The sequence below is a fragment of the Leuconostoc carnosum genome (assembly GCF_007954525.1).
Taxonomy (GTDB): domain Bacteria; phylum Bacillota; class Bacilli; order Lactobacillales; family Lactobacillaceae; genus Leuconostoc; species Leuconostoc carnosum.
Map to the genome: position 1 here is coordinate 1,137,622 of NZ_CP042374.1, position 24,010 is coordinate 1,161,631.

At 37.0% G+C, this 24,010-nt stretch carries 21 protein-coding genes, 2 tRNA genes and 1 riboswitch; of the genes, 20 read left to right on the forward strand and 3 right to left on the reverse strand.

Going from position 1 to position 24,010, the window contains the following annotated elements:
• Positions 1-50: 50 nt before the first annotated feature.
• From mutY to FGL89_RS05720, 6 genes are all read left to right on the forward strand, one after another.
• Positions 51-1,073, forward strand: coding sequence for an A/G-specific adenine glycosylase (mutY, locus tag FGL89_RS05695; protein WP_014974928.1), 1,023 nt, complete (start codon positions 51-53; stop codon positions 1,071-1,073).
• A complete protein-coding gene (locus FGL89_RS05700) occupies positions 1,073-2,179 on the forward strand; it encodes an AI-2E family transporter (RefSeq protein ID WP_147000465.1) in 1,107 nt (368 codons plus the stop codon). Before mutY ends, FGL89_RS05700 begins: the two co-directional genes overlap by 1 nt.
• Positions 2,180-2,336: 157 nt before the next feature.
• Positions 2,337-2,418 (forward strand) — tRNA-Leu (locus tag FGL89_RS05705).
• Positions 2,419-2,483: 65 nt separating this feature from the next.
• Positions 2,484-2,556, forward strand: a tRNA-Thr gene (locus FGL89_RS05710).
• Between the two features lie 131 nt (positions 2,557-2,687).
• Positions 2,688-3,044, forward strand: a complete 357-nt coding sequence (locus FGL89_RS05715; RefSeq protein ID WP_014974926.1) for a PadR family transcriptional regulator — start codon at positions 2,688-2,690, stop codon at positions 3,042-3,044.
• Positions 3,022-3,870 (forward strand): DUF1129 domain-containing protein, encoded by an 849-nt coding sequence (locus FGL89_RS05720; protein ID WP_014974925.1) that lies wholly within the window; start codon positions 3,022-3,024, stop codon positions 3,868-3,870. Before FGL89_RS05715 ends, FGL89_RS05720 begins: the two co-directional genes overlap by 23 nt.
• A gap of 40 nt (positions 3,871-3,910) precedes the next feature.
• On the opposite strand, the gene rlmD is transcribed toward FGL89_RS05720, so the two are convergent.
• A complete protein-coding gene (gene rlmD, locus FGL89_RS05725; protein WP_014974924.1) occupies positions 3,911-5,401 on the reverse strand; it encodes a 23S rRNA (uracil(1939)-C(5))-methyltransferase RlmD in 1,491 nt (496 codons plus the stop codon).
• Between the two features lie 303 nt (positions 5,402-5,704).
• Between rlmD and FGL89_RS05730 the strand changes: the two genes are divergently transcribed.
• The 5 genes from FGL89_RS05730 to FGL89_RS05750 all read left to right on the forward strand — a co-directional run bounded on the left by FGL89_RS05730 (position 5,705) and on the right by FGL89_RS05750 (position 12,342).
• Positions 5,705-5,929, forward strand: a complete 225-nt coding sequence (locus FGL89_RS05730; protein ID WP_014974923.1) for a hypothetical protein — start codon at positions 5,705-5,707, stop codon at positions 5,927-5,929.
• A 55-nt stretch (positions 5,930-5,984) separates the two neighbouring features.
• Positions 5,985-8,111, forward strand: coding sequence for an AAA family ATPase (locus tag FGL89_RS05735; protein ID WP_014974922.1), 2,127 nt, complete (start codon positions 5,985-5,987; stop codon positions 8,109-8,111).
• Between the two features lie 95 nt (positions 8,112-8,206).
• Positions 8,207-9,196, forward strand: a complete 990-nt coding sequence (locus tag FGL89_RS05740; protein WP_041773169.1) for a nucleoid-associated protein — start codon at positions 8,207-8,209, stop codon at positions 9,194-9,196.
• A 114-nt stretch (positions 9,197-9,310) separates the two neighbouring features.
• Positions 9,311-10,246, forward strand: coding sequence for a DUF1810 family protein (locus tag FGL89_RS05745; protein ID WP_014974920.1), 936 nt, complete (start codon positions 9,311-9,313; stop codon positions 10,244-10,246).
• Positions 10,247-10,404: 158 nt separating this feature from the next.
• Positions 10,405-12,342 (forward strand): KxYKxGKxW signal peptide domain-containing protein, encoded by a 1,938-nt coding sequence (locus FGL89_RS05750; protein WP_186727193.1) that lies wholly within the window; start codon positions 10,405-10,407, stop codon positions 12,340-12,342.
• A 206-nt stretch (positions 12,343-12,548) separates the two neighbouring features.
• Here FGL89_RS05750 and FGL89_RS05755 read toward each other — a convergent pair whose 3' ends face one another.
• Positions 12,549-13,559: a ketopantoate reductase family protein gene (locus FGL89_RS05755; RefSeq protein WP_014974918.1), complete on the reverse strand. Its 1,011-nt coding sequence runs from the start codon at positions 13,557-13,559 to the stop codon at positions 12,549-12,551.
• Positions 13,560-13,717: 158 nt separating this feature from the next.
• Here FGL89_RS05755 and trpS point away from each other — a divergent pair, with 158 nt between their 5' ends.
• On the forward strand, positions 13,718-14,734 hold the full coding sequence (gene trpS, locus FGL89_RS05760) for a tryptophan--tRNA ligase (RefSeq protein ID WP_014974917.1): 1,017 nt from the start codon (positions 13,718-13,720) through the stop codon (positions 14,732-14,734).
• Positions 14,735-14,791: 57 nt separating this feature from the next.
• Here trpS and FGL89_RS05765 read toward each other — a convergent pair whose 3' ends face one another.
• Positions 14,792-16,012: an LCP family protein gene (locus FGL89_RS05765; RefSeq protein WP_014974916.1), complete on the reverse strand. Its 1,221-nt coding sequence runs from the start codon at positions 16,010-16,012 to the stop codon at positions 14,792-14,794.
• A 229-nt stretch (positions 16,013-16,241) separates the two neighbouring features.
• A riboswitch (Lysine riboswitch) is annotated at positions 16,242-16,410 on the forward strand.
• A gap of 83 nt (positions 16,411-16,493) precedes the next feature.
• Here FGL89_RS05765 and FGL89_RS05770 point away from each other — a divergent pair.
• The 8 genes from FGL89_RS05770 to FGL89_RS05805 all read left to right on the forward strand — a co-directional run bounded on the left by FGL89_RS05770 (position 16,494) and on the right by FGL89_RS05805 (position 23,910).
• On the forward strand, positions 16,494-17,933 hold the full coding sequence (locus tag FGL89_RS05770) for an amino acid permease (RefSeq protein ID WP_014974915.1): 1,440 nt from the start codon (positions 16,494-16,496) through the stop codon (positions 17,931-17,933).
• Positions 17,934-18,065: 132 nt separating this feature from the next.
• A complete protein-coding gene (locus FGL89_RS05775; protein ID WP_014974914.1) occupies positions 18,066-18,287 on the forward strand; it encodes a DUF1146 family protein in 222 nt (73 codons plus the stop codon).
• A 99-nt stretch (positions 18,288-18,386) separates the two neighbouring features.
• Positions 18,387-19,379, forward strand: coding sequence for a rod shape-determining protein (gene mreB, locus FGL89_RS05780; RefSeq protein ID WP_014974913.1), 993 nt, complete (start codon positions 18,387-18,389; stop codon positions 19,377-19,379).
• A gap of 2 nt (positions 19,380-19,381) precedes the next feature.
• A complete protein-coding gene (locus tag FGL89_RS05785; RefSeq protein WP_014974912.1) occupies positions 19,382-19,591 on the forward strand; it encodes a DUF2969 family protein in 210 nt (69 codons plus the stop codon).
• A 65-nt stretch (positions 19,592-19,656) separates the two neighbouring features.
• On the forward strand, positions 19,657-20,877 hold the full coding sequence (locus FGL89_RS05790; RefSeq protein ID WP_014974911.1) for an FtsW/RodA/SpoVE family cell cycle protein: 1,221 nt from the start codon (positions 19,657-19,659) through the stop codon (positions 20,875-20,877).
• Positions 20,877-21,857 (forward strand): DUF2785 domain-containing protein, encoded by a 981-nt coding sequence (locus FGL89_RS05795; RefSeq protein ID WP_014974910.1) that lies wholly within the window; start codon positions 20,877-20,879, stop codon positions 21,855-21,857. Before FGL89_RS05790 ends, FGL89_RS05795 begins: the two co-directional genes overlap by 1 nt.
• A gap of 56 nt (positions 21,858-21,913) precedes the next feature.
• A complete protein-coding gene (locus tag FGL89_RS05800) occupies positions 21,914-23,047 on the forward strand; it encodes a D-alanine--D-alanine ligase family protein (protein ID WP_014974909.1) in 1,134 nt (377 codons plus the stop codon).
• Entirely contained in the window at positions 23,047-23,910 is an 864-nt protein-coding gene (locus FGL89_RS05805) for a helix-turn-helix domain-containing protein (RefSeq protein WP_014974908.1), read from the forward strand. Before FGL89_RS05800 ends, FGL89_RS05805 begins: the two co-directional genes overlap by 1 nt.
• Positions 23,911-24,010 lie beyond the last annotated feature (100 nt).

Here is a 24,010-nt window from a genome sequence, read left to right on the forward strand (position 1 = left end):
AATGCTGATAAGTATGCTAAAAAAGCCAAGAGTTAAGGTACAATATAGATATGGAATTATGGTCTGAAAATACAATTGAAGAGTTTCGCCGTCAGTTATTAACTTGGTATGATGAAAATGGACGTGCCAATTTACCTTGGCGCCTGAATCATGAACCTTATCGTGTGCTGGTTTCAGAGATTATGTTGCAGCAGACACAAGTAGATACTGTTCTACCTTATTATGAACGATTTATGATTGCTTTTCCTACGGTACAGGATTTAGCTCATGCACCTGAGACACAAGTTTTAAAATTGTGGGAAGGGTTGGGGTATTATTCACGCGCGCGTAATTTACAAAAAGCAGCAAAATTTGTAGCTGATGACTTATATGGCAATTGGCCTGAGAGTTCTGATGATTTGCAGGAGTTAGCAGGTGTTGGGCCGTATACAGCTGCTGCAATTGCTTCAATTAGTTTTAATGAAGTGGTGCCAGCTGTTGATGGTAATGCTTTTCGTGTTTTTAGTCGCTTATTGAAAATTGATGATGACATTGCACAAGCTAAAACCCGTAAAATTTTTTATGATGCTATTTTACCCATTGTCGATCCGCAAAGACCTGGTGATTTTAATCAAGCAATTATGGATCTGGGCTCAAGTTACATGACTGCTAAAAATCCAGATAGTGAGCATTCACCAGTTCAGGCTTTTAATGCAGCTTACCGCGATGGTGTCGAGCTATTATATCCTGTTAAAACTAAGAAACCAAAGCCTGTTAAACAATTATTTGTAGCGACAGTTTCTCGAAAAGATAATCAACTTTTATTTGAAAAACGGCCTGAAACGGGGTTATTAGCTGATTTTTGGACGTTCCCGTTAACGCAAATTAATAGTATTGAGGACATTAAGGGCGAACAACTCAACATTAAACCGGTTGTACATGTCTTTACCCATCGCCGTTGGGAGATATGGTTAGTGAAACATCAAATAACACCACTAGAGAACCAAAAATATTTGACTCAAAACGAATGGCAACAATTATCCTTGCCAACTTTACAACACAAATTACTCAAAGCTTTGGAGGAATGCGACTAATGTTTCTAAATGCAAAATATAAGAACTTGTTTTTTTGGACAATTGAATCTTTAGCAGTTGCTTTATTGATTTTTATTGTGTCACGATTTGATTTTTTGATGCATCCACTGTCAGTATTTATTTCTACGGTGTTTATGCCATTAATTGTTGCTGGTTTTTTATACTATGTGTTAAAACCAATATTATCGCGTATTGAAAAGATAAAAATTTTCGGTAAAAAGCTACCACACCAATTGGCAGTTATTCTGACATTTTTGTTATTCTTAATCGTTATTGCCGGGGCCTTGATTTTACTGATACCAACATTATTACGTGAAATGTCGAATTTTATTAATGCATTCCCATCTTTTGCTCAAGATGTGCAGCGTTTTGTGACAAAAACGTTAAATAGTCAGTGGTTTGAGAATTTGAATTTATCAATTGATGCTGATCAAGTAAAAAATACTGTAGGTCAATATGCATCATCATTCCTAACTGTTACAGCGGGAACATTGGGTAATGTTATCTCGATGGTCACAACATTTACCATTAACTTGGTCACAATTCCGGTCGTTCTCTTTTATATGTTAAGTGATAGTGATCGACTTCTGCCTGCTATCAAAAAAATGTTTCCACAACGTCAATCAGAGCATATCAATGAACTAGCAGCAAAAATGGACAGTACGATTGAAAAATATATTTCTGGACAAGCTATTGAAATGTTGTTTATAGGTCTCGCGATGGCTATTGGCTATTTAATTATTGGGCAACCATATGCTTGGTTATTGGCTGTTATTGCTGGTGTTACAAACATTGTCCCCTACATTGGTCCATGGATTGGTGTGATTCCGTCATTATTTGTGGCAAGTACACAATCATGGAAACAAGTTGTTTTTGTTCTGATTGTGATGACTATTGTACAACAATTAGATGGTAACTTAGTTTATCCTAATGTGATTGGTAAATCGTTAGCCATTCATCCCCTAACTATTATGATTTTATTAATGGTAGCTGGGAATTTATGGGGTATTATTGGCATGATATTGATTGTACCGGTTTATGCTGTTTTACGTACAATTCTTGAATTTAGTATTGAACTATTTTCATTGACCAAAAAAAATACTTGAAAAACAACAAACGGATGAGTTGAAACCTATGGGTTTTGACTCATTTTAATATGACATATTTTATTTCGCTAATCCATTGATACGTGACCGTTAAATTAGGTATTGACGTGCGGGCAAATATACAGTACACTAATAGAGTTGTTAAAACAACTAAATTGCGGGTGTGGCGGAATTGGCAGACGCGCTGGATTTAGGTTCCAGTGCCGCAAGGCGTGCAGGTTCGATTCCTGTCACCCGTATAAGAGAGTGTTGACATTCTCTGGGGTATCTAGTATGACACGAGCATACTTGAGTACTTGCCGTTGCCGACTTAGCTCAGTTGGTAGAGCATCTCACTAGTAATGAGGGGGTCAACGGTTCGAATCCGCTAGTCGGCATCATAAAAAAGCAGTGATATTAATATATCACTGCTTTTTTGTTGCATACATTTTTCACTAATCGGCTTTACAAACTAGTGGGGATCATTTACAATACTAGTATGTTAAATAGACTAGTGGAAGGGTAAGATATGAAACCAAATATTTCGAGTCAGATGCTCAAGGGCATTTTACAAGGTGTGATGCTCATGATTTTGTTTAAAAAACCAGATTATGGTTATGGTATTAGCAAACAGATTAATCGATATGGTTTAGACGATATTCCTAAAGGAACGATTTATCCGTTACTGACTATGATGGAAAAGCGTGGTTTGGTTGAAGGGAAAATGCAACCATCTGCAGAAGGACCAGATCGAAAGTATTATTTTATTACGTCAGATGGCATCGTAGTCAAGCAGCAATTTATTAAAGAGTGGCAATTTTTAGAGAGTGCAGTGAATCAACTAATAGATGAGGGAACAATAGATGAAAACAAAAGAAATGATTGAAATGAATAATGAATTACGAAAAAAATTGAACGGAGAGAATAAAATATTTTATGAAAATTTATTATTATATCTTAGAATAGAGGGCTTTGCGCGAGATGAAAATAAAATAGAAACACATTTATTAATGATATTACAAGATATTTTAGAAGCACAAAATGATGGCATCGCAGCAGAAACGTATTTTGGAAAAAATCCAAAGGTGATTGCTGATGAATTACTGGCTGAAATGCCACGCAGTCCCTGGGAAGTCATTAAGACAGGCTTATATGTTGTGATGGGCTATATGGGTGTCAGCTTTTTACCAGCTTTGATGACGGCTGGCAAACCTGTTGATATTGGTGCCCTAGGGTTATCTGGCTTGTATCTATTTAGTATCGTATTAATTTTATTTAAATACATTGGTCGAACAATTTATAATGTGAATATCATGATACAAAACAAAATTTTGAAATTTTTGGCTACTTTCATAGCCGTAAGTATTGGTATAGTACCTGTGCTTTTAATTGGAAGTCTTGTAAAAACGCCAGTTCGTTTTCAACTTGATGGTTGGTCTGGTATTGTTGTGATTATACTTGGCTTAATAATTGGTGCATTTTTCTTTATACGTCAAAAAGATAAGACCTTCAGTTTGCCGTTTGTCATATACTTATGTGGTGCTGGTGTATTAGGTATTATGACACGTTTACCAAAAATAGGCCATTTCTTGATGGATACACAAAATGGACGGTATATCGTTGTTGGCATTATCATTGTTTTACTCGTGATATTCTGGCTGTGGAATATTCTTGTACTTAAAAAAATAAAAAAACTTGATGAAAGCAAATAAAAAAGGCAGCAATCGTATCAAGCGATTGCTGCCTTTTTTATTATGCGCGGCGTGTTAATTTCACAACGCCTTCCCAACGGGCAGTTTGTGGGAACATATCAATGCTTTGAATATAATCGACTTTATACGCTTTAGTTAAATCAACTAGATCACGTGCAAGTGTTGAAGCATTACACGAAATATAAACAAATTTTTCGGGTTGTGTACGTAAAATCTCGCGACGTAGGGCAGTATCTAGCCCAGTTCGGGGTGGATCAACGACAAGTGCATCAGCTACCCAACCTTCGGATTGCCACTTTGGGAAAAGTTCTTCAGCTGTGCCTACTTCATATTTTGCATTGTTAACGTGATTAATTTTTGCATTAATATTCGCATCATCAACTGCTTCTGGGATAATTTCCATACCACGGACTTCATCAACCTTGTCCGCTAAACTTAATCCAATAGTACCAACACCGGCGTACGCATCGACTAATTTGTCAGCATGTGTCAAATCAAGGGCCTCAAGGGCTTCTTTATATACCACAGACATTTGCGTATAGTTTAATTGCATGAAGGCACGAGGTGAGAGCTGGAAGGTCTTGCCAAGTACTGTTTCCTCAATATAATCTTGCCCCCAGAGTTTAATAGTTTCTTCACCCCAAACTAAGCTAGTACGCCCAGGATTAAAGTTTTGGAAAATACCGGTTACTTGAGGTAGTGCTTTGTTGATGGCTTCAATGAGTGCTGTATCCCCTGGGAATGCATCTGTATTCGTGACAAAAGTGACTTGTGCCTCACCAGTGGTATGCGATACACGCACAACGATTGTTTTGACAGTGCCGCGGTTTTTATCTTCATTATAAATGGATACGGACAATTTATCGAGTAGTTCACGTATTGTACGCATCACTATCATAGTTGTTTGGTCTTGAGTGTGCACCACAGGCAGATCAACTAGGTCATGTGTACTACGCTTATACATACCAACACTAATTTTGTCACCAATTTTACGAACAGGGAACTGTGCTTTATTACGATATTGGTAGGGATCTGCCATACCAATCGTGTCGCGTAAATCATAGTCAGACCAACCTCTTGGTTGAAATTTTTCTAATGCTTGCATGATGACATCTTTTTTGAATGCCAATTGTGCTGGATAAGTCATGTGCTCGAGTTCAAAACCACCAACTTCATCAGCAAATTCATCAAGTGGTTTAACACGATTTGGTGATTTTTCACGAATTTTCAGTACTTTAGCCGCAATATATTTTGGCTCGACCTCAGTTACTTTAACAACAGCAACTTCGTCAGGTAAAGCACCAGGGACAAAGACAATTTTACGTTTGAAATAACCAATACCTTCACCATTAATACCAAGACGCTTGATAGTTAGAGGGAAGTTTTGACCGATACGAACGCTGACGCCATTAGTGTTCGTATCTGGTCGTCGTGCACCTGATTTACGGGGGTCGAATTTTTTGCCATAATAAGGTTTCTTAGGGGAGTTATTGTGACCTTTTTGATAAGGTCGCTTTTTTTCTTCTGTCATGTTTAACTTTCTGCATTGCAATGCCAAATTCTCTATAGTTACTTTACCATCATAACATGTTCAACGTGCTAACTATGAGAAACTTGGTTCAATAACATACTGAAATTAAAGTTATTCCACTATTGTGTTATAACACATATGTGTTATAATTTAAGTATAGAGAAAGGGAAAGAATAGCGGACAGTTAAGTTCGTAACCTTTTTCAGTAAAGGAGATGTGGCTAATGATTAGAAGCAGCAACTTTATAAAAGATTACGCACATAATCGTGTGCGAGGTCAAACTAACAAGGACAGTGATTTGGAATGAGATTTGATATTAAGGCATATTTGGATGATAATTCGTTAACTATTTATCGCGTGGCGAAGGATTCTGGGTATGGGTATACGACGATTCATAAATCGTTTAACAAAACACAATCAGATGCAACAAGTTTAAATATGCGTGATCTTGATGCCTTAGCAAAGGCACAACATAAAGCAATGTGGGAAGTACTCAGAGACCTTGAGAAACTTTATTTTGATGAATGATAGCATAAGTGCTTGTATTCCTACAAGTACATTAATAAAAAGGAGATTTTAGACTATGGCTAACAATAATGATTTGTTCAATGATCCATTTGGATCAGATATGAATAATATTTTTAATAATATGATGGGAAATATGAATGGTATGAATTCGGAGAAACGTCGTTACTTAATTAACGGTCGTGAAGTAACCCCGGAAGAATTCGTGAAGTACCGTCAAACAGGACAGTTACCACAAGGACAAGGTAATCCAGCTGTTGGTAATGGGCAGCAACAAGAAGCAGTACAGCAACCTGGACAAACTAAGCAAGAGGGGATGCTGGCAAAGCTAGGTCGTAATTTGACCAAAGAAGCACGTGACGGGTTACTTGATCCAGTCATTGGCCGTAATAAAGAAATTCAAGAAACTGCTGAAATATTAGGACGTCGTACTAAAAATAACCCAGTACTTGTGGGTGATGCCGGGGTTGGTAAGACAGCAGTTGTTGAAGGTTTAGCACAAGCAATTGTTAATGGTGATGTGCCCGCATCAATTAAAGACAAGGAAATTTATAGTATTGATATTTCTAGTTTGGAAGCAGGCACACAATTCCGTGGCGCTTTTGAAGAAAATATTCAAAATTTGATGAAAGAGGTTAAAGCTGCAGGAAATGTTATCCTGTTCTTCGATGAAATTCATCAAATATTAGGTGCTGGATCAACCGGTGGTGAAGATGGTGGCAAAGGTTTAGCTGATATTATTAAGCCAGCATTGAGCCGTGGTGAGATTTCATTAATTGGTGCCACAACGCAAGATGAGTATCGTAACACTATCATGAAGAATGCAGCTTTGGCACGTCGTTTCAATGAAGTAACAGTTAATGCACCTTCACCAAAAGATACACTGGAAATTTTGAAGGGTATTTCAAAACTATATGAGAAGCATCATCATGTAGAATTACCGGAAGATGTTTTAAAGGCAGCCGTTGATTATGCCGTGCAATATATTCCACAACGCTCATTGCCTGATAAGGCAATCGATTTACTTGATATGACGGCTGCACATTTGTCAGCTAAGAATCCAGTGACGGATAAAGTTAGTTTGGAAAAGCAAATGACTGATGTGAAAGTAAAGCAAGAAAAAGCCGTTGCTGACGAAGATTATGAAGCAGCGTTGAAGTATAAGAACCAAATTGCAGATTTTGAGAAGCAAATATCGGGAGCAGATGAGGCCACTAAGGTTATTGCCACGTCTAACGATGTTGCGGAATCTGTCGAACGATTAACTGGTATTCCTGTTGCTCAAATGGGCGCTTCGGATATTGAACGTTTGAAGACAATAGGTCAACGATTAGCAGGTAAAGTTATTGGACAAGATGAAGCCGTCAATATGGTAGCACGTGCTATACGTCGTAATCGTGCTGGTTTTGATGAAGGTAATCGGCCAATTGGTAGTTTCCTATTTGTTGGGCCAACCGGCGTTGGTAAGACGGAGTTAGCTAAACAATTAGCACTTGATATGTTTGGTAGTAAAGAAAATATTGTACGTTTAGATATGTCAGAGTATTCGGATCTCACAGCCGTATCTAAGTTAATTGGTACAACAGCTGGATATATTGGATATGATGATAACAGTAATACTTTAACAGAGAAAGTTCGTCGTAATCCCTATTCAATTGTCCTGCTAGATGAAATTGAAAAGGCAAATCCACAAGTATTGACTTTGTTACTACAAGTTATGGATGATGGTCGCTTAACTGATGGGCAAGGTAATGTGGTTAACTTTAAGAATACCGTGATTATTGCCACATCAAATGCCGGCTTTTCAGATAAGAGTGAAGGTGAGCTAATGGATCGATTGGCACCATACTTCCGTCCAGAATTCTTGAATCGTTTTAATGGTGTGATTGAATTTTCAGCATTAAGTAAGCAAGACTTGAAGCAGATTATTGATTTGATGTTAAATGATGTGAATAAGACATTGGCTAAGAAAGAGTTAACATTAAAGGTATCTGACGATGTTAAAGATCATTTGATTGAAGCGGGTTACGATGAGGCATTAGGTGCACGACCACTACGTCGTGTGATTGAGCAACAAATTCGTGATCAAGTAACCGACTTTTATCTAGATAATCCTGGTGAAAAAGACTTACAAGCTGATTTAGTTGATGACAAAGTTGTCATTTCAGCAGTCGTTAGTCAGTAATTTAATATAAAATGATAGACAATTTTAGGTAATTGTCTATTTTTTTTAGTTGATTTTATGATGACAATCAACAGTATCTTAGCTACAATGGATAAATGATAATACAACACGCAATTTTACACATATTAGATACGAACACAGGTAATTTAATAGCCTCACAAGGCGAGATGGCAGTAGATAATGTTGGCGTGGTCGAATATATTGAAAAGCTGACGGCTAAAGTTAGTAACGGCGATGTTAAGACGGGCACTTTGGCACCAGGCTACGTTAAAGACAAGCTAGCAGAATCTGATTTTGCTCATATGACCACAGATTTAGCTACGAAATTATTTGGCACGATTGAAGCTATTGAGACTGTACAACCAGGTGACTTGTTGAGTTTTCAAGCAACAACAGATGAAGGCCGACTATTTGGTTTGTTAAAACTTAATTTCACGCCACGTTATGCGCACACTGTTGAATATATTGATGATAGAATGGTGAATAACTTAGTACTTAATCAGGCCATTTTACCAGCAGCTACCCAAAGCGTCGAAGAAGCTATTTTAGTGAACTTAGATACATGGCATTATCAATTATTGGAGAAAAAGTACCTGATTGATGGTCACCGTGCAACTTATTTTTCAGACCGATTTCTAGAAATTGTACCTGAAGTATCGGTTAAAGAAAATATTCAAACAATCAAGCGTACTGTCAAAAATGTTGCTGAGCAATACGATGATCTACCGGAACATGAAGTCTTGGCGATGACACAGGAAGTTATTTATGATGCTCTAGAATCTGGCAGCATTAATACAGATACGATTGCTGAAAAGGTGTTTTCTGATAATATTTCTGCACAACAACAGTACAAAGAAAAAATGACTGATAAGATGGTCGATAAAAGTATTCCTGTTGAAAATACACAGAAATATGAAAAAAAATTTCGAGTACAAAAATTCAAATTAGATTCAGGGATTGAAATTTCAATCCCAATGTCAGTTTATCAAGATAAAAATAAAGTTGAATTCATGAATCATCCAGATGGCACAATGTCGTTAGTGATTAAAGACATTGATTCAGTGTTAAATAAATTTACGGTATAATAAATATAAATACTATGAAATATTGGAGGATATGCTGATACTTGTTGGAATGTCTTGCAGCGTGGTTAGCTGCGTTAGGGCTTAATCCGAACGATACATCAGTGTCATAAACTAATGCCATATAAAGATTCTTATGTTGCTAAAATTCGTGAAATTGTGGGCCATGATTTTGAATTGGTGATGCCTACAAGCGATGTGGTTATTGAAAATAATCAAGGTGAGTTATTGATGATTTATAACCGTGATTTTGATGGCTGGGCTTTTCCGGGTGGTTATATTGAACCCGAAATGTCATGGCAAGAAAATGCAGCACGCGAAGCCTTGGAAGAGGCTGGTGTCCATGCTGATCCAGAAAAGTTGCAATTGATTGGTGCTATTTCTGGTCGCCATTATATCGCACATTATCCTAATGGGGATGTTGCTAAGTTGTACAATAACGTTTTTTTGTTGCAAGACTGGCAAGATGAAGCTGGTGAGTTAGATGCCACAGAAATTGATGCCAAAAAATGGATGAGTCTTAAAACTATAGATCATGAACATTTGACTTTTTCTGGGCAAGCTGTGTATCGTGTGTATCGTCAATATAAAGCAACAGGAACAACACAGATGTTAACAATTAATAGTGAACTGCAACGGTTTATTGATGCACAAGATGGTCGAATTGTTGGTGTTAATAGCTATAATGATGCTATCAAGGAATTGAACAATGGACAAAAGCAAACGCACTGGATGTGGTATGTTTTGCCACAGTTACGTGGCTTAGGTAGTAGTGAGCGCGCAACATATTACGGTTTAGACGGTATTCAGGAGGCGCGCGCATATTTAGAAAATGAGCGACTACGTCAACGTTTAGAAAATATCATTAAGGTTACTTTAGCATGGCAAAATGATGATCCAGTTGCTTTGCTCGGTGAAGTAGATGCCATAAAATTTCAAGCCAGTTTGACGATTTTTATTAAGGCATCTGATATAAAAGGCTTATATCAACAGGCATTGGACAAATATTTTGATGGTCAACAGCACCAAGCGACATTAGAGTTATTAGAGTAATGTTTTCTACATGCTAAATTGGAATATCATAGATATTTGATCATTAAATATCTATTTTTTATTTCATGCTGTCATTAAAGTAGATATTTATTTTGATAAACGAAAGTGATAAAATAACTAAAGTAGAAATAATGCTTAAATTTAGGGGTGGGAGTAGCATGAAAAATTCAAAACAACATTATAAATTATACAAGTCCGGAAAATTTATTTTTACGGTCATGGTAACAGCCTTTGTGACAATGGCTATGGGGGTATCTAGTCAAAATATTTTAGCTGACACATTAACAGAGTCAACACAAGGCGAAACAAAGGTTCAGTCTAGTCAAAGTATATCCAGTCAGTCCGACAGTTCATATACATCATCTCGTTCTGCAAGTGAAACGGCTGATCAATCGAAGATGGAACAGTCAACGCCAGCAACTGTCACAAAAGATAATGATGCCACACTGTCAAGTGCAACGAAATTACCAGACGACCAAGTATCATCTAGTAATGTTCAAGCAACAACACCTGATGCGCAAACAGCACCGGTAAAAGCGTATCAGGGACAAACGAGTTCAAGTGCCACAAGCAACGTAACTGGCACGTACCATGATATACAACCTGAATATAAAAGTACTGAGAATAAGATACCAGCGGCAACTCAGCCACAAAAAAAGACAGTGACAATACCAGAAGTTAATTCGAAAAATGGTTTTATTACCGAAAACGGACAAACAAAATATTACCAAAATGGGAATATGGTGACGGGCGAAAAGCATATTGATAATAGATGGTATAATTTTGGTACAGACGGTGTTCAATCCAAAGGATTAACGCAATTGGCACATAAAACTGTTTATTATGATAATAATACCGGTCAAATGCATTATGGCTATCTCAAACAAAACCAAACTTATATGTTTTTTGATTTGTTTGATGGGCATGCAATCACGGGATTACGACACTATCGTGATGGCTTGGAATATTATGGTCAAGATTTGAAACAGGTACGTAATAATTATATTAAAACAAACAATACCTATTATTACTTAGGTGCCAATGGTGATGCTGTCAAGGGTGTTCGCCATTATGATAAAGGTTTAGAATATTACGGACAGGACTACAAACAAGTACGTAATGCCTATGCAAAAACAGGGAATACCTATTATTACTTAAGTGCCGATGGAGATGCTGTCAAGGGTGTTCGCCATTATGATAAAGGTTTAGAATATTACGGACAGGACTACAAACAAGTACGTAATACCTATGCAAAAACGGGGAATACCTATTATTACTTAAGTGCCAATGGTGATGCTGTCAAGGGTGTTCGCCATTATGATAAAGGTTTAGAATATTACGGACAGGACTACAAACAAGTACGTAATACCTATGCAAAAACGGGGAATACCTATTATTATTTAAGTGCCAATGGTGATGCTGTCAAAGGGTTTAGAAAATATAGTAAAATAGGGTTAGAGTATTATGGTAGTGACTATAAGCAGTATCGTAATCGCTATTTTAATGATCATAATATGAATTCATATCATGTTAACCATGCTGGTGACGTAGACAATGTGACATTGAGACATAATTGGTATTCACAACTTAATGAAGGTTACCCAGAGGGGTGTGAAGCAACCGCTTTACAGATAGCTTTATCTAACAAAAATAAATACTATAGCTTGCCAAAAATCTATAATGCAACTGGGTATGGTTATCATAAGACACCAAGCACCGGATTTTATGGTAACCCAAAGGGTGTTGGTAGCGCTAAAACTGAAACAGTATTTGCTTCTAAACTTGCGTCCAGTATGAAAAAATTTGATAATAACATTGTTGATATAACAGGTGCCTCTGTTAATGATGTGATCAGTGAGTTGTTAAATGGTAATCCAATTGTGACATGGGGGGATTATTATTGGCAATTAGGGCGAGCATTTCATGTGATGACGATTGTTGGTTATAATAATAATCAATTTTTAATTTCTGACCCCTATGCAAATTCAAAAAGAGAATATTATATTAGTACAAATAATTGGCATTACGTTAACCATAATAACTACGCGTTAGGTTGGAAAACCCCAAGTGCTATGAATGTTGTTGTGCGTGGATAATTGTATAGTAAATTAAACCAAGCTTTTAATGACCGGAAAATCTGGCGTTAGAGGCTTTTTTGAGTTCAAATCTAGTATTAGAGACGAAAAGCCCCTAGGAAATGTAATAATGTTGATTTTGTAATCAAATATTATCATATTCCCTAGGGGTACTATCTTATTATATTTTAATGCAATTATTTGCTGTTTTGCAAAAGAACCATAGATTAAGCTTGAGTAGCAGCTGCCTCTTTATAATCAGGTGCTAATTTATTAACTGGTGGTGTAAATTCACGCATAGATTCTGCTAGATGTACGAAATGTGTCACTAGTCGGTGATTAGGTGCTTGTGTACCGTGCTTATCAGCCAAATCAGCAATCCAACCATTGATATAATCCACTTCTGTGGGACGTCCTTTAACAAAATCTTGATACATTGAAGGGAAATGAAGTGGATTAGCGACGTTAGAAACATAGTCCACTTGGGCCACCATTTCATCACGTGTTTCAATCAGTTTGATACCAGCTGCTTCAGCGGCATCATAAGCTTCATTAATCAAGGGACGTGCGATACCCTCTAAAAAGTTATCATAGGCCATTAACTGCCCCATACGTGACTGGAACATTGTTGCAATTGAATTTTCAACTGCGTTAAAAAAGACTTTAGTAAGCAATGTTCCCATGAAATTTTCAGTGTAAGATGGATTCAAATGTGCTGCTTGAAAATCTTTTTGAAGCAAGTCCATGGTTTCTGAAGGCTGCTCAGTTAAGTTTGCATAAACGGATGAGCCGGCACTCTCAGCACCCATAAAGTCAACATCCCCGTAATCATTTAATACGGTAGCGATCATAGCTGTACCACCAATAATATGGGCATCATCGAAATAATTTTGTAACTTTTCAATGTGTCCCATACCGTTCATCGCACCTAATGCTGTTTGTCCAGGTTTGAATTTTGGCTTTAGACGATCAAGTGCATCTTGTAACTGCATTTGTTTCATAAAAAATATCCAAACATCAGGCGTACCATTATATTCTTCAGGTGAGAAAATATTAATTTTAATTTTATGTTTGTCTTGATGATCGCGTGATTTCCACACTTGATCATCCTGCTCATGGATTTTATCGAGACTAGCTTGTGTTGGTTCAATAAAATCAACTGCAACACCAGCATTTTCTTGAAGTAAAATCCCATATCTCAACCCCATAGCGCCCGCACCAACTACTGCATATTTCATAATATGAATCCTCCTATTAATTATTGATGATATAATTCTAATCTTAACTCTAATTTAAGTCAAGTCAAAATTTAATTTTTTAATTTGTACAACTCATGAAAATTACCGTATAATGAAGTAATAGTGCGTTTGCACATTTCGAAATAGAAGGAATTAAGATGTCTAGAGAAATTTATTTAACAGGTGATCGTCCAACTGGTAAATTACATATTGGTCACTATATTGGGTCGTTAAAAAACCGTGTAGCCATGCAAAATTCAGGAGACTACGATCCCTTTGTCATGATTGCGGATACACAGGCGTTTACCGACAATGCCCGTAATCCAGAAAAAATCAGGCAATCGTTAACCGAAGTGGCGTTGGATTATTTAGCCGTGGGGATTGACCCTAGCAAAACAACTATCTTTGTTCAGTCACAAATTAAAGGTTTGCCAGAATTAACAGATTATTTTATGAATTTAGTTTCCGTTGCTCGTTTGCAACGCAATCCAACAGTCAAATCTGAAATCGCTCAAAAAGGCTTTGGTGAAGGCATTCCAGCTGGTTTTTTAACTTATCCTGTATCACAAGCCGCCGATATTACGATTTTTCGTGCAACCAAGGTACCGGTCGGTGATGATCAAGAACCGATGATTGAACAGACACGTGAGCTAGTACGTTCATTTAATAGTGCTTATAATTCTGATGTCCTAGTTGAGCCTGTAGGTGTCTTTCCGCCTAAAGGGCAAGGGCGCTTACCAGGTATTGATGGTAATGCTAAAATGTCAAAATCACTAAATAATGGGATTTATCTTTCAGATGACGCTGATACGTTAGCTAAAAAAGTAAAATCAATGTACACAGATCCATTACATATCAACATTGCTGACCCAGGGCATGTAGAAGGAAATGTCGTCTTTACTTATTTAGATATTTTTGATCCTGATAAGCAAGCTGTGCAAGTGTTAAAAGAGCAGTATATGGCTGGTGGTTTGGGTGATATGAAGTTAAAGCGCTATTTGATTGAGGTTATGGAAACAGAATTGGCCCCAATAAGAGAAAAACGTCAAACATTTGCTCAAGATATTCCTGAGGTGATGCGTATGTTAAAGGACGGATCTGAGCGCGCTAATGCTGTTGCCGAAGCGACAATGAAAGATGTTCGTCATGCGATGGGCATTGATTACTTTGGTTAAATGAGATAAAAGTAAAATAAAAGCAGGCAGTTCTCATTGAGAATTGCCTGCTTTTACTTATTGTCCTGTAGTATTTTCATTATTTGAATCATCTAACGTATTAGCAGTTGCTGGGTCGTCAGGGGTTGTTTTACCGCCATCTTCAGAAGGGCGTAAAGAAGCCGCAATGGCTGATAGTTCACTTGGCACTTCACCGCCGTACGGTAAGCCAGTGTTTTCACTTTTTAATCCGAGCGTTTTACGCGCTAAATCAGTGACGCGTTGCTTTTCTTTTTGAGGAATAACTTCATATGCAACGTTATTACCCTCAGAATCAGGATAACTTGTACCAACACCTTGCATATGTTCAGTTACAATATTATTTTTAGCTTTAATGTATTTACTTGCTAGCGTTGTCATATCACCAAATGTTAAATCAGTGCGTACATTTTTTGAAATCGTTGACATAAACTGATTATTGAGTAAACTTGATACATTGGCAGATTTATTGATGAGACCTTCCAGCACAATGCGTTGTCGTTGCTGGCGACCGTAATCACCATTTGGGTCGTCATAGCGCATACGAGAGAAAGCTAGAGCAGCATCGCCATCCATGACTGTTCTTGATTTTGACCATGTTTTGCCATTATCATCAGAGTGTTCATATTTTGTCTCACCTTTATGGAAACGATATAAATTAGGGCCATAAGCATGTGCAGTTTCTTGACTGTAGACAAAGTCAATCGGTGATTTAATTGAAATACCACCAACTTGATCAACCATCTTGGATAATCCGGACATATTGACCAAAGCGTAGAAATCAACTGGAATGTTCAAAAAAGATTCAACAGTTTTAATTGAAGTAGAAGTTGAGCCATAGGCATAGGCAGCATTTAACTTTTGAGGGAAAGTATCTTCATAACCAACAATCGAAACCATAGCATCTCGTGCTAAGGATATCATTGTTGTTTTTTGTGTTTCAGGATTAACTAGCAATAACATCATTGAGTCAGTGCGTCCCTTGTAGGTACGTCCCAATTCCCCAGTATCTGTCCCATATAGTAAGATAGAGATTGGACGTCCGCTTTTAACCACATTAGATACATTACGTGATTTATTTACGCCAGTTCCAGCATAAGATTCATCGATAGCACCTTTAGTGTTTTTAAAAGCCCACCAAGATAAACCACCAGCAGTAAGGATGATAATAGCTAGTAAAACTAAAATAGTGTTACGAACACGATGTTTTTTTACTTGATTTTTTTCAGCACGCGTCGGCGTCTGTGTATTATTATCCATGCGGAAAGAGCTCCTAATGTAGTATGAATAGTAGTTATTAAAATAAAAAGCAACTATATACTAGTATAACTGATTAGTATAAAAATAAAGTTAAATATTTTAAAAGATATTATATTATAATGCTTTAGTTTTGGACAAAGGCATAGGAACTAAATTATCATGGTATGAGGTAGCTGGTCAAATGTTTCGTTTTATTGACACACTATTTTAAAAAGTGCTATAATATCCTAGTTATCAAAGAGGATGCAACCAATATTAGTCATATAAGCTAGTCTGCCAAAGACAGTGAACTTATGTAAAAGGAGCGGTTGCCGAAATTTCATTTATGGCATAATGAAATTGGGCTGACAATTAATAGTTGTTAGACTGTCACGGAAACGTGGTGCGCTTTGGAAAGTTAATTTTAAACTGACTTTTTGAACGAAACCTTTTTCTAACCATAGACAGAGGTTTTTTTATTTGCCTCGACAAGGAGAGTTTCATGACTGAAGAAAATGCTGGTATAAAACGTAATTTGAAGACACGTCATGTTTCAATGATTGCCTTAGGTGGATCAATTGGAACAGGACTGTTTGTTGCATCAGGTGCTACTGTGGCACAAGCAGGGCCATTAGGTGCAATCGTTGCTTACTTAGCAATTGGTGTGATGGTGTATTTTTTAATGACGAGTTTAGGTGAAATGGCAACATATGCACCAACATCTGGGTCATTTTCTGACTATGCCGGTAAATATGTTGACCCAGCTTTAGGATTTGCCATGGGTTGGAATTATTGGTTTAACTGGGCGATTACTTTAGCTGTTGATATTGTTGCCGTTGGGTTAGTAACAAAATTTTGGTTTCCAAATACACCTGGATGGATTTTTTCATCAATCGCGTTGGTACTCATTTTTTTGATCAATTTATTTTCAGTGGGTGCTTTCGGCGAAACTGAATTTTGGTTATCTATGATCAAAGTGATTACGATTATCGCGTTTTTGATTATCGGTATTGCGACAATTTTTGGTGTTATTCATTCAAATATTGATGTGATGAAGAACTTATCTGTTGGTAATCATGGCTTTGTCGGTGGGCCACAGGCTATTTTATCAGTTTTTGTTGTCGCGGGATTTTCATTTCAAGGCACTGAATTAATTGGTATTACGGCTGGTGAAGCTAAGGATCCTGACAAGTCAGTGCCCAAGGCCATTAACCAAGTATTTTGGCGTATTTTACTATTTTATATTTTAGCAATTTTTGTTATTTCTGCTTTAGTTTATTATCAAGATCCGCGTTTATTGAGTTCATCAACAGAAAATATTGCTGTTTCACCTTTTACCATCGTGTTTAAAAATGCAGGAATTGCTTTTGCTGCAAGTTTGATGAATGCTGTCATTTTAACATCAATTGTTTCTTCAGCTAATTCAGGGTCTTATGCTTCAACACGCATGCTGTACGCTATGGCACGTAAAGGCGATGCACCAAAAATATTCTCTAGGTTATCAACTCGTGGTGTGCCTGTATTTGCTCTGATTTTGACAACACTGATTGGACTATTAGCTTTTATTTCTAATACAAAAGGTGGTTCAGTTGCTTATACTTGGCTTGTTAATGCTTCTGGTTTGACAGGCTTTATAGCTTGGGTAGGTATTGCAATATCTCACTATCGTTTCCGACGTGCTTATGTGGCACAAGGTAAAGACTTGAATGATTTGAAATATAAAGCAAAATGGTTCCCATTTGGGCCAATATTTGCTTTGATTATCTCAATTGGGGTGATCATTGGACAAGATCCTGCTAGTTTCACAAATTTGAATCTTGAAAAAATTGCGATTACTTATTTGTCAGTGCCGCTGTTTATTGTCTTATTTGTTTGGTATAAAATAACACACAAAACTAAGATGATTAAATTAGAGGATGTTGACTTGGAGCAACACCGTTGAATATTTAGTGTAAACATCACTTTATGAGTGATGTTTTTATATTAATATAAAAACATTTGTTAACTGATATAATAGTACTATTAAACTGAACGCTAGCTAATCAATATTATTATTAAATCGAGGAGGACAATAATGAGTCCAATATTTACTTTGAGCCTTAATCTATTAGCTATTTATTTTGCCTTTTGGATAATTCGCCCAATCAATTTTGCTCGGTTGATGCCATTTACGCCAGTCCAAGCCCGTTTTTTAAAAGTTATTTTGGCGATCATTATGGGTTATTTATTGGCTAGTTTCTTCATTTCAGCAGCTGGATGGGTGATCGATATGCCAGCAGCAGTCTTTAAAAAGTAACCGAAAAACCTATGGTAAATATGGTATAATTGAGAAGATTATGTAGACAAGTTGGCACATTAGTGCCCGTTTATAGAAATAAAAATTTGGAGAAAATACATGGCAAAAGATATTGGCATTGACTTGGGAACAGCCAATGTTCTCATTTATGTAGAAGGTAAAGGTATTGTTTTAAATGAGCCTTCTGTTGTCGCAGTGGACGACAAAACAGATCGTGTTTTGTCAGTTGGTTCGGAAGCTTACCGTATGGTGGGCAGAACACCTGGAAATATACGTGCCGTTCGGCCATTGAAAGATGGCGTTATTTCGGATTTTGATGTCACAGAAGCCATGTTGACTTATTTCGTGGATAAATTAAATGTTAAAGGTTTTATGTCAAAGCCTAATATTATGATTTGTGCACCTACCAATATTACTGAAATTGAGCGTAAAGCTATTATCCAAGCTGCCGAAAAAGCTGGTGGCGCAAAAGTATATCTAGAATATGAGCCGAAAGTTGCAGCTGTTGGTGCGGGATTAGATATTTTTAAGCCTATCGGCTCAATGGTTATTGATATGGGTGGTGGTACTTCAGATATTGCAGTGTTATCATTAGGAGATATTGTGGTATCAGAGTCTATCCGTGTTGCTGGTGATAAAATGAACTTTGATATTGTGGGTTACTTGAAACGTCGCCATAACTTAATTGTTGGGGAACGTACGGCCGAAACGATTAAAATTCAAATTGGATCAGCGCTACCTGTAGATGAACCTATTACCATGGAAGTACGTGGACGTGATAACTTTGAAGGCATGCCAAAGACGATCACAATTGATTCCAATGAAGTGGAAGAAGCATTACATGACACTTTGCAACAAATTGTCCGTGCAACACACTCAGTATTAGCCAAACTACCTCCTGAATTAGCTGCTGATATTATTGATCGTGGTATTATGCTAACTGGCGGTGGTGCCTTGTTACATGGTATGGATCAACTTTTGTCGGATGCTTTGGAAGTGCCCGTAGTTGTGTCAGATTCACCATTAGATAATGTTGCCAAAGGTGCTGGTGCTTTGCTTGAACACATGAAGTCAAACCGTAGAGGATTCTAATTATGCGTAAGAAAAACCAAAACTTTGATGTTGAGATTGTTGAAGAAGATAATCAAACACAAGTTTTAATTAATCAAAAGCAAGTTGGGTATATCCAAAAAGCTGATCGAGGTTTTGTTGGCTATTTTGGTCAGCAAGCAATTATTAATCAAGCCAAAACACAAGATGAGGCTTTACAAGCCGTTTTGGCTAGCTTTAATTTATATCAGTAAAATAAGTCACAAAAAGCCCTTATCATAATTTGTGATAAGGGTTTGTACATAAATGAGGGAATGTCATGCAACGCACGTCATCAAGACAAATGAGTAATCGTACATCAGGATCGGAATTGGACTGGGGAATTATTTTAGCCCTTCTACTATTTATGATCATTGGCTTGAGCTCGGTTTTTCAGGCGTCATTGCATGCGCAATACGGTACGATGCAGTCGGCGATACGTGCTACCATAATTCAGGGCGTATTTTGGATTATAGGTGCTGTGATTATTGCGTTTTTATTGCGTTTTGATGCATCGCAACTATGGCGATTAGCACTTGTAGCTTATGGATTTGGGATTTTTCTGTTGATTGCAGTGTTGATTTTTTATAATCGGCAAATGGCTAATTTAACTGGTGCGCGGTCATGGTTCATTTTTGGTCCAATTTCTTTTCAACCCTCAGAAGTTGTGAAACCGGCTTTTATCTTAATGATAAGTCGTGTTGTGGCACAACATAATCGTTTATACCAGCAACATGATACAGCTAAAGATTGGTTATTATTGGGAAAAATGGCACTATGGTTTTTACCGGTAGCAGCATTAATCGCTTTACAAAATGATCTTGGGACGCTCTTAGTGTTTATTGCTATTTTTGGTGGTGTGGCATTAGTTTCCGGTGTAACATGGCGTATTTTAGCCCCCATGATTGCTGTAGTTGCAGCCGTTGGTGCAACATTGCTAGCACTGGTGACATCAACAGCTGGGAAGATGATTTTGGATGCACTTGGATTTAAGTTGTACCAATTTGCTCGTATACAAACGTGGTTACATCCTGATCAAGATACCTCTGCTTCGGGTTATCAAACATACCAGAGTTTAAAAGCGATCGGATCTGGTCAATTAACAGGTAACGGTTTTGGTAATTTAACGGTTTATGTACCGGTACGTGAATCAGATATGATTTTTTCAGTTATTGGTGAGAGCTTTGGCTTTATTGGTGGTACGTTGCTTATCGGGTTGTACTTTGGCTTGATCTACATGTTGATCCGTGCAACATTTAAAGCCCAAAATGCTTTTTATGCTTATATTGCTACAGGAGTTGTGATGATGGTACTTTTTCATGTTTTTGAAAACATCGGTATGAGTATCGGGCTGTTACCATTAACCGGTATTCCCTTACCATTTATTTCACAAGGTGGTTCTTCTTTGTTAGGTAACTTGATTGGTGTTGGTCTTATTCTGTCAATTGGTTACCAACAAAAGAAATCAACCTTTACCGAATCGACAGGATTTTCAATTTGATGACGCAATTAGATAGATTACACCAAGAATTTCATTTATTACACCAAAAAACAAGGCAGGGTGACTTATTTCAATCATTGGGCGATTTGATGGCAGATATACTGAGCCGCGCAGCGCCTCAAGCGGCTACTACAGTTGCTTTACCAGATGATGGTGAAACCGTTTTAGAGAAGATAAAAGCCTATAGTGATGATTTAGAAGATAGTGTACCAGAAGAGAATATTTCAATTGAACTATTACAGCAAGTAGTGGCACAACTTGCTAATCCATTACCCCAATATCGTGATACTGGCGCTTTCTTTTTCTTGAGTTATGTCATCCAAAACGATATGGTATCGGCAGAACAATTGCGATGGCTGACAAAATATCTGATTTCAGATGAACAATTATTTGCTCATATTTTAGAACCAGAAAATGATGCTGTCTATCAAAGAGCATTTAGCATGCTGATTTTATCATTACTTTTATTTGTTCAACGTACAAAAACCCCTTTTTTGGGTGTAAAAGAAGTTGATGAAGTGATTGAACAGGTAGCCTTGTATGCGGCATTAGAAAGAGATACACGCGGCTTTATTGGCACTAATGGATGGGCACATGCGTTTACGCACATTAGTAATGCTATCGCTGAATTATTTTTAATGCCTCGGTTGATGAGAGCGGATAAATTATTTTTATTAGCTAGCATTTTAGCTGGTTATCGTGAATTAAAGCAACCGTTGGTCATGGGAGAAACAGACAGATTAGTTGAAGTAGTTATTCATTTAGCTAACCAACATCAATTATATGCGGATTATCTTCTTGTTACATTAAAAATTTGGCGTAAAGATATTGTTACTCAGCAACCGAAGCAAACTGAAGCACACTGGCATCAATTATATAACCGATCGCGGTTTTTTAATGCCATTATCCTATGTGGTAAAGAAGAGGTACCTAGCGAAATATATAGGTATGTTGATCAAACTAAAGATTACTTGGTATAGACAATCTTGCTAAATATTGACCCATCTTGATATAATAAAATTCGGAGTAAAATATAATGACTAAAAAACATGTTGCTTTACTATTTGGTGGAAACTCGTCAGAACATGATGTTTCTAAACGTTCTGCGCAAAACTTTTATGATGCAATTATTGCTACGGGAAAATATGATGTGACAGTTTTTGCCATTGCACAAAATGGTTTCTTTTTAGATCCTGAAAGTTCAAAACGAGTCTTAGCCTTAGAAGATGAACAGCCTATTGTAGATACTTTTATGGCGTCTATTGATCAAATGGATCCTTTAGCCCGTATTAATGCTTTACGTAATGGGGGCGATTTTGATATTTTCTTTCCTGTTGTTCATGGTAATTTGGGTGAAGATGGTACATTGCAAGGATTATTTAAATTATTGAACAAGCCTTACGTGGGCGCACCATTGCGTGGTCACGCAGTAAGTTTTGATAAAGCATTGACCAAAGAATTATTAACGTTAAATGGTATTCGTAATACTAAATATGTTGTAGTTGATCAACAAACAGCTCAGAATTGGACATGGGACCAGGTTGTTGCTGAATTTGGAGATGTCGTTTTTGTTAAGGCTGCTAATCAAGGTTCTTCTGTTGGCATTTCTCGTGCAACGAATGCAGAGGAATTTTCGGCTGCATTGCTGGATTCATTCCAATATGACTATAAGGTTTTAATTGAACAAGCAGTTAAAGGACCACAGGAATTAGAAGTCGGTGTCATTGGTAACGATGAACCGCTAGTATCAGAAATTGGTGCGCATACTGTACCTAATCAAGGTGATGGTGATGGTTGGTATGATTATAAAAACAAATTTGTAGATAACTCAGAAGTACAATTCGAAATACCTGCTAAGCTATCGGCTAAAGTGACGCAGGAAGTCAAAGAAATGGCACTTAATGCTTATAAGGTGTTGAATTTGCGTGGTGAGGCTCGAATGGATTTTCTGTTAGATGAAAATAATGTACCTTACTTGGGGGAGCCCAATACATTGCCAGGATTTACAAATATGTCATTATTTAAGCGGTTATGGGATTATTCAAATATCAGTAATGCCCAGTTAGTTGATCTGTTAATTACATATGGATTTGAAGAATTTGAAAAAAATACACAACTTAGTTATCAGTTTGTTGCATTGGGTACAGAAAAAGTAGGGAAATTTAATTAATGTTAAAAAAGAATAAAAGTGATAGCTTCGATGGTCAAGTTATCCGTGATGCGCGTAAGAAGATGCATTTATCACAAGTTGAGTTAGCAGAAGGTATTACGACGCAAGCAACTATTTCTTTAGTTGAGAACCAGGACCGTGTGCCAAATGCCGATGTCTTATTAGCTATTTTAGATCGGCTGAACCTCGATATATCTCAATTTGTGTCAGGTGATTTTCTAACACAAAAAGCCAAAAAATTACTGGCAAGAGTTGTTTTACAGAGGGATAACAATGCCATAGAAGAATTTCATGAATTCGAAAAAGCTTTAAGTCAAAATTCACCAACGTTACAAGCATATTATATTTTAAAAGCATCTGATGCACATAATCAACATGATTTTGCTAATGGTGTATATTATGCGGAAAAGGCTGTTGATAGAAATACCCCATCACTAGGTGATTTTTACCTTTTTTATTCTTATAATCGCATGGGTGTTTGTTGTTATGAAAATGGTGATATTGAAACAGCTAAAGAAAAATTTAAACTAGCTTATGATTTAGAACCGGATTTATTCACAGCAAGTGAATTGGAATTTCATGGTGCTTTGCAGGGACGTAAAGCATACGCTGAATTTTTGATCGCACAAAATGAACTTGATAAAGCCGCTGATATTTTAACAGAAGCACTTCAAGCATTACGTCAACGTGCTGATTTGTTCTGGGTATCGGATTTGAGTGAGCTGCTATCTGATGTTGAAAAGCAACGTGGTAATATTCAAGAAACCAATCGTCAAATACATATTGCTCATGTAGCGGCGTATCTTACAAATCACGAGGATATGGCAACACGTCTGTCAGAAAAAGATATAGTAAATTTTTAAAAGTAGTGCAGTAGTAAAAAGCAACATACCAAGTTTTGTAACTGGTATGTTGCTTTTTTGATCAAATAAAAAAGAAATACATATTTATTATGTATTTCTT